Annotated in this window: 4 protein-coding genes and 1 pseudogene; 3 read left to right on the top strand and 2 right to left on the bottom strand. The window is 54.7% G+C overall.

What is annotated here, in order from left to right; translation table 11 throughout:
* A partial coding sequence (locus Q0F21_RS05070) for an ATP-binding cassette domain-containing protein (protein ID WP_297237988.1) occupies positions 1–822 on the top strand: 822 nt, incomplete at its 5' end.
* The gene (locus Q0F21_RS05075) at positions 819–1,799 is read left to right on the top strand and encodes a hypothetical protein (RefSeq protein ID WP_297237990.1); all 981 of its coding nucleotides are present in this window, start codon (positions 819–821) and stop codon (positions 1,797–1,799) included. The genes Q0F21_RS05070 and Q0F21_RS05075, both read left to right, overlap by 4 nt.
* Positions 1,800–1,810: 11 nt before the next feature.
* Here the strand turns inward: Q0F21_RS05075 and Q0F21_RS05080 are convergent, their stop codons facing one another.
* Entirely contained in the window at positions 1,811–2,458 is a 648-nt protein-coding gene (locus Q0F21_RS05080) for a SprT-like domain-containing protein (protein ID WP_297237992.1), read from the bottom strand.
* A 554-nt stretch (positions 2,459–3,012) separates the two neighbouring features.
* Between Q0F21_RS05080 and Q0F21_RS05085 the strand changes: the two genes are divergently transcribed.
* Positions 3,013–3,804, top strand: coding sequence for a DUF2807 domain-containing protein (locus tag Q0F21_RS05085; protein WP_297237994.1), 792 nt, complete (start codon positions 3,013–3,015; stop codon positions 3,802–3,804).
* Positions 3,805–3,895: 91 nt separating this feature from the next.
* Here Q0F21_RS05085 and Q0F21_RS05090 read toward each other — a convergent pair.
* A pseudogene (locus tag Q0F21_RS05090) lies at positions 3,896–5,314 on the bottom strand (ribonucleoside-diphosphate reductase, adenosylcobalamin-dependent); the annotation flags it as partial.

Here is a 5,314-nt window from a genome sequence, read left to right on the forward strand (position 1 = left end):
AACGTGGCCAAGAGTAAGCAGACCACCTCGCGCAAGAAGATGCTGGATAAGCTCAATGTCGAGGAGATCAAGCCATCCACGAGACGCTACCCTGGGATCATCTTCACTCCCGACCGAGAGGTGGGGAATAAGATCCTGACCGTAGAGGATCTGGCTGCAAAGGCTCCCACGATCGACGGATCTGGTGAGGAGTTGCTCTTCTCGAGGGTTAGTTTCAATGTGGAGAAGGAGGACAAGATCGTCTTCCTCTCACACGATCCTCGTGCGATGACCGCTTTTTTTGAGATCATCAACGGAAATCGCGAGCCCCTCGAGGGACACTACGAGTGGGGGCAGACGGTCACCTCTGCCTACCTGCCGCTGGAGAACGGGAAGTACTTCGACTCCACGATGAACCTTGTAGACTGGCTGGCACAATTCTCTGAGGACACCAATGCGGTCTACCTCAAGGGCTACCTCGGTCGTATGCTCTTCCGCGGGGAGGAACTGGAGAAGCAGGTGAAGGTCCTGAGCGGAGGAGAGAAGATGCGCTGCATGATTGCACGGATGATGCTCACCAATGCCAATGTCCTGATCCTCGACTCTCCTACCAATCACCTGGATCTGGAGAGCATACAGGCATTCAATAATACACTGATCAACTTCCCCGGTAACATCCTAATGGCGAGCCACGATCACCAGTTTATGCAGACGGTTGCCAATCGGATCATCGAGCTGGGACCCAATGGCATCATTGATAAGCGGTCAGACTTTGATACCTACCTGAAGGATCCCGTCGTGGCGGAGCAGAGGGCAAAAATCTATAACGAGAGCAAGGCATGATAAATGTAGGTATCGTAGGTAGCGAGGGGTATACTGTCGCGGAGCTGTACAGCCTCGTGATCAAGCACCCCGATGTGGATCTCCGGATGATCTACTCCCCGTGGCGCAGCGGGATGAATGTCTCGGAGCTCTATCATGATCTCCACAGTATGCGCACCCTTCGCTTCACCGATGAGGCGGACTTTGATGGGCTTGATGTTCTCTTTATCTGTCTGCCAAGTGGTATGTCGCGAGCTTTCCTGGAGAGTCATCCCCTGCCGGAGGGCATCCGCGTGATCGACTTCGGTCACGAGCACCGTCACTCCGTCGATGCGGACAAGACCTTTGTCTACGGCTTAGTCGAGGCCTATAAGGACGAGATCGTTGATGCCCAGTATGTCTCTGTCCCCGGCTCCTTTGCCGAGGCGGTGGAGCTGCCCCTCCTGCCGTTAGCGCGGGTGGGACTCCTGCAGAGCGACCTCCATATCCACTGCATCTCCGGCAAGACTCAGGCCTTTGCCCGTCCGGAGAAGGACAAAGGGCTCTCCTATGAGGCGATCTTCGATCAGATGCACGTCTACTCCCCCTTCTCTCACCACCAGCAGGACGAGATCTACAGGACGCTGTCCGATCTGCAGGAGGGTGGGTTCCATCAGAAGATCAGCATGATCCCCATGCGGGGTGGCTTCAATAGGGGAATGTACTCGACGATATACATGAACTCCCCCCTCACTGCTGAGGAGGCGGAGAGGATGTATACTGACTTCTTTGATCCCTCAGCCTTTGTCTATGTAACGGACGAATACCCGGATGTGAGAGACACGCAGAATACGAATAACACCCTCATCCACCTCACCAAGCTGGATGACAAGCTGCTCATCGTCTCCTCAATGGACAATCTGATGAAGGGGGCTGCCGGGACGGCGATCCATATCATGAATACGATGTTTCGCCTCGTAGAGACGACCGGACTGGAGCTGAAGTTTACCAGTTACTGATCCGATACCGTTTATCTCCACAGGTCGTCCGGTAAGGGGTCAGCATCGGAGAGCTCGCTCATAAGCTTCACTTCGTCTACTACATAGGCTGTAATGGCTCCGGAGACCGGGAATCGATTAAAGTAAGGGTTTCGGGTGCTGAATAAACGGATCTCACTTATCTCGGGAGACTCTATGACGGCATCGTAGTATCGTCGGATGCGTTGGGCGATCCGAGGCAACACCTTGACCATAGGACCTTTGGCGGTAGTTAGTACCGCAACTATATGCCAGCGAGGACGGCGATCGATGTGATCGGTCGTCCCTCTCGGTAGATGGTGGGAGACGCTTATGTGACGACCACCTTCCATATTGATCCTTTCCATCATCTGCATAAAGAGCGTCCCGTGGGGCGCATCATCACGCTTGCCTGAGAGATCGATCGCATAGTGGATCATCTCGTGGAGCAGAGTGTCCTCGTACACCTCGCAGGGGAGATCCATCCGGATATTGATCTTTATGTGTGGGGGCACTCTCGTGGCATGCCGATGGTGGACATACACGCCTGCGTAGCTCTTGACATCGCTCAGCAGGATCGGTATGGGGGGTAGGGTGCCTCCGAAGTAAGCTTGATTGAAGTTCCCAAATCTTTTTTCCAGATAGTCGGCTGTAGGTCTCATGTTGCAAAGCTACACAAAGGAAGCCCCTCTCGTATGCTTTGTACACAGGGGTGACGCATTTGAGCTTTACATAAGTCATTCAACTCATCGCAAAGAGTGGGGGAGAAGGCACCCCTCCGAGGCGCACCGCGGTACGTCCGATCCATCCGACTCAACCGACTCGCCCGATAAGATAGCGCAACTAGCGGAGAGACGCTCAAAGAGGTGCGTTTCGCATAGCTGTAAAGCTCAAATGCGCCACCCCTGGAGTTTCATCCCCTCGGGACTGTAGTGCCACCCCATTGGGACTGTAGTGCCACCCTATCGGGACAGGAGTCTCTCCCACAAGAGACTGCCCTGCGTCCTGTCTTACCGCCGGACTATTACCGGTATTAGTCGTCACTATTACCGGGTTTAGTGATCACTAAACCCGGGTTTAGAATTCACCAAACTCTACCTGCCAACATCCAGTTAGGTACGATACAATTCTTTCTTCAAGCCCCCTGAGATTCGTTTTGGGGATGCTATATATTCGCTTATATTTGACCATCGGATAACCCTTAGTGTACTTTGTTATGAAATCAATGACCTTATCCCTTATGGCGATGATCGCCCTGCTACTCAGTACTCCGCTGACGCATGCAGGCACATCGGACAGGACGGTGACTCTCGGCTTCACACCCGTTGAGATAGAGATTGAGGATGGTATCGTCGCCCGGGTTGCTCGTGGCAATGATGAGCGAGTGGAGATCTACTGCGATGAGCCCGGTGAGATCATCTGCAAGAAAAACTCAAGAAGCGGCTCGCTGGAGCTGAAACGCAAGTCAAGGAGGGGCGACTTACTCGGTAACTTGCCAAGGCCCATGTGCATCGCCATCATTGTGACCAAGGATCCCTCTGCCATCAGAGAGATCTCGTGTGACTCCGGAGCGTCTATCAAAATGGCTGACAAGGATCTCCGCTTTAGCTCGCTATCGCTCTCTGCCGACTCGGGCGGTGAGATCCGTATTAAGGGTGACTGTCCAAGGATCGACATAGAGGCTGATAGTGGCGGTCGGGTCAGCGTGTCGGGAGTTTTCGGTCGGCTCACAGCCTCAGCGGACTCCGGTGCCTCAGTAGCGATCCGAGGCGACATAAAGCGAGGAAGCTTCAGTGTCGACTCCGGCGCAAGAATAAGTGCCCGTGGGAGGGCAGGCTTTGCCGAGGTGGAGTGTGACTCTGCGGGGGTCTTTGACGGCAAGGATCTTATTGCAGATGAGGCAGCCCTCGAGGCAGACTCCGGCGGGGTGATCCGCATCGCCTGCAAAGGAGAGTACAGGAGCGAGAAGGACTCCGGCGGTGTGATCGAGGTGTCACGTCCCAAGTAACTCCCGTATAGTCCCTTATAATAAAGCCCGAGGGGGTGTCGATCGGCTAAGATCGACACCCCCTCGGGTCATATGAATTATAGATGTGGTATCAGCCGCACCTGGAGGTGCCACAGTCCTTACAGATCAGGCATCCCTCCTGATAAACGAGCTGGTGAGAGCCGCAGTTTGGACAGGTCTGACCGTCTGCGACTGTGCCTGAAGTAATGTACCTCCTGAGAGCTCGCTCGACACCGTTCTTCCAGGTATTGATGCTCTCATTTCCAAGGTCGAGACCGCGGACGAGATTTACCACCTGGTCGATCGGCATACCATAGCGGAGGACGCTGGAGATGAACTTCGCATAGTTCCAGAATTCAGGATTGAACTTCTCATCCAGTCCGGCAACTGTAGTGCGCAGTCCACGCTTATTGGAGAACTCAAAGTCGTAGTGCTTCGATCCATCCGGCTCGTAGACCTTGATGATCTTACCCTGAGTGACACGCTTCGGAATGTAGAGACCCTCATCTTCATCATCGATACCGGTGAAGATCTCGTAGGGACGACCGTCACGCATACCGATGAAGGCGATCCAGCGCTCCTTGTTGTTTTGGAAGCGAATGATGTCCGCCTCTAGCTCGTCAGGACGCTTTAGAGGCTCCTTCCCGTCTGCAGTGAATGGAAGTGTCGGCAGCTCGGGTTCCTTCTTCTCTTCCTTCTTCTTTGTGGAGAGTAGCACGCCGTCGCGCGACCCCTCGCGGTAGATGGTGCAGCCCTTGCAGCCCGCTTCCCAGGCAGTGAGGTAAAGGGTGTTGACGAGCTCCTCGTCTACGTCATTGGGGAGATTGACGGTGACGCTGATGGAGTGATCCACCCACTTCTGCATCGCCCCCTGCATCTTGACCTTGGAGATCCAGTCCACATCGTTGGCGGTAGCCTTATGGTAGGGCGAACGCTCAACGAGGGCATCAATCTCCTCCTGGGTGTACTCCTTGTCGGTGGGGATGCCGCTTGCCTTCATCCAGTCCCTAAACTTTGGGTGATAGACGATAAACTCCTCGAAGACATCCCCTGTCTCGTCAGTAAAGGTGGGATGAGTGCTGTCCGCCACCTCGTTGCTATTGACCTTGCGCCGACGCTTATATACCGGCATAAAGACCGGCTCGATGCCGGAGGTGGTCTGGGTCATCAGGCTGGTAGATCCCGTGGGGGCGATGGTCAGGCAGGCAATGTTTCGACGACCGTGCTTGACCATATCCTCATAGAGCTTGGGATCGACCTCCTTGATGCGGAGGATAAAGGGATTATGCGCCTCACGCTTGGGGTCGTAGATCTCGAAGGCTCCGCGCTCCTGCGCCATCGTGACGGAGCTGCGATAGGCGCTGAGGGCAAGCGTCTGCTGGACCTTGACGGCAAAGTCGATCGCCTCCTTGGTCCCATAGCGTAGACCAAGAGCAGCCAGCATATCCCCCTCACCTGTGATCCCAAGTCCGGTGCGGCGTCCCTTGAGCGTCTTCTCCCGGATCTTCTC

The organism is uncultured Porphyromonas sp., assembly GCF_934359325.1.
Classification (GTDB): Bacteria; Bacteroidota; Bacteroidia; order Bacteroidales; family Porphyromonadaceae; genus Porphyromonas_A.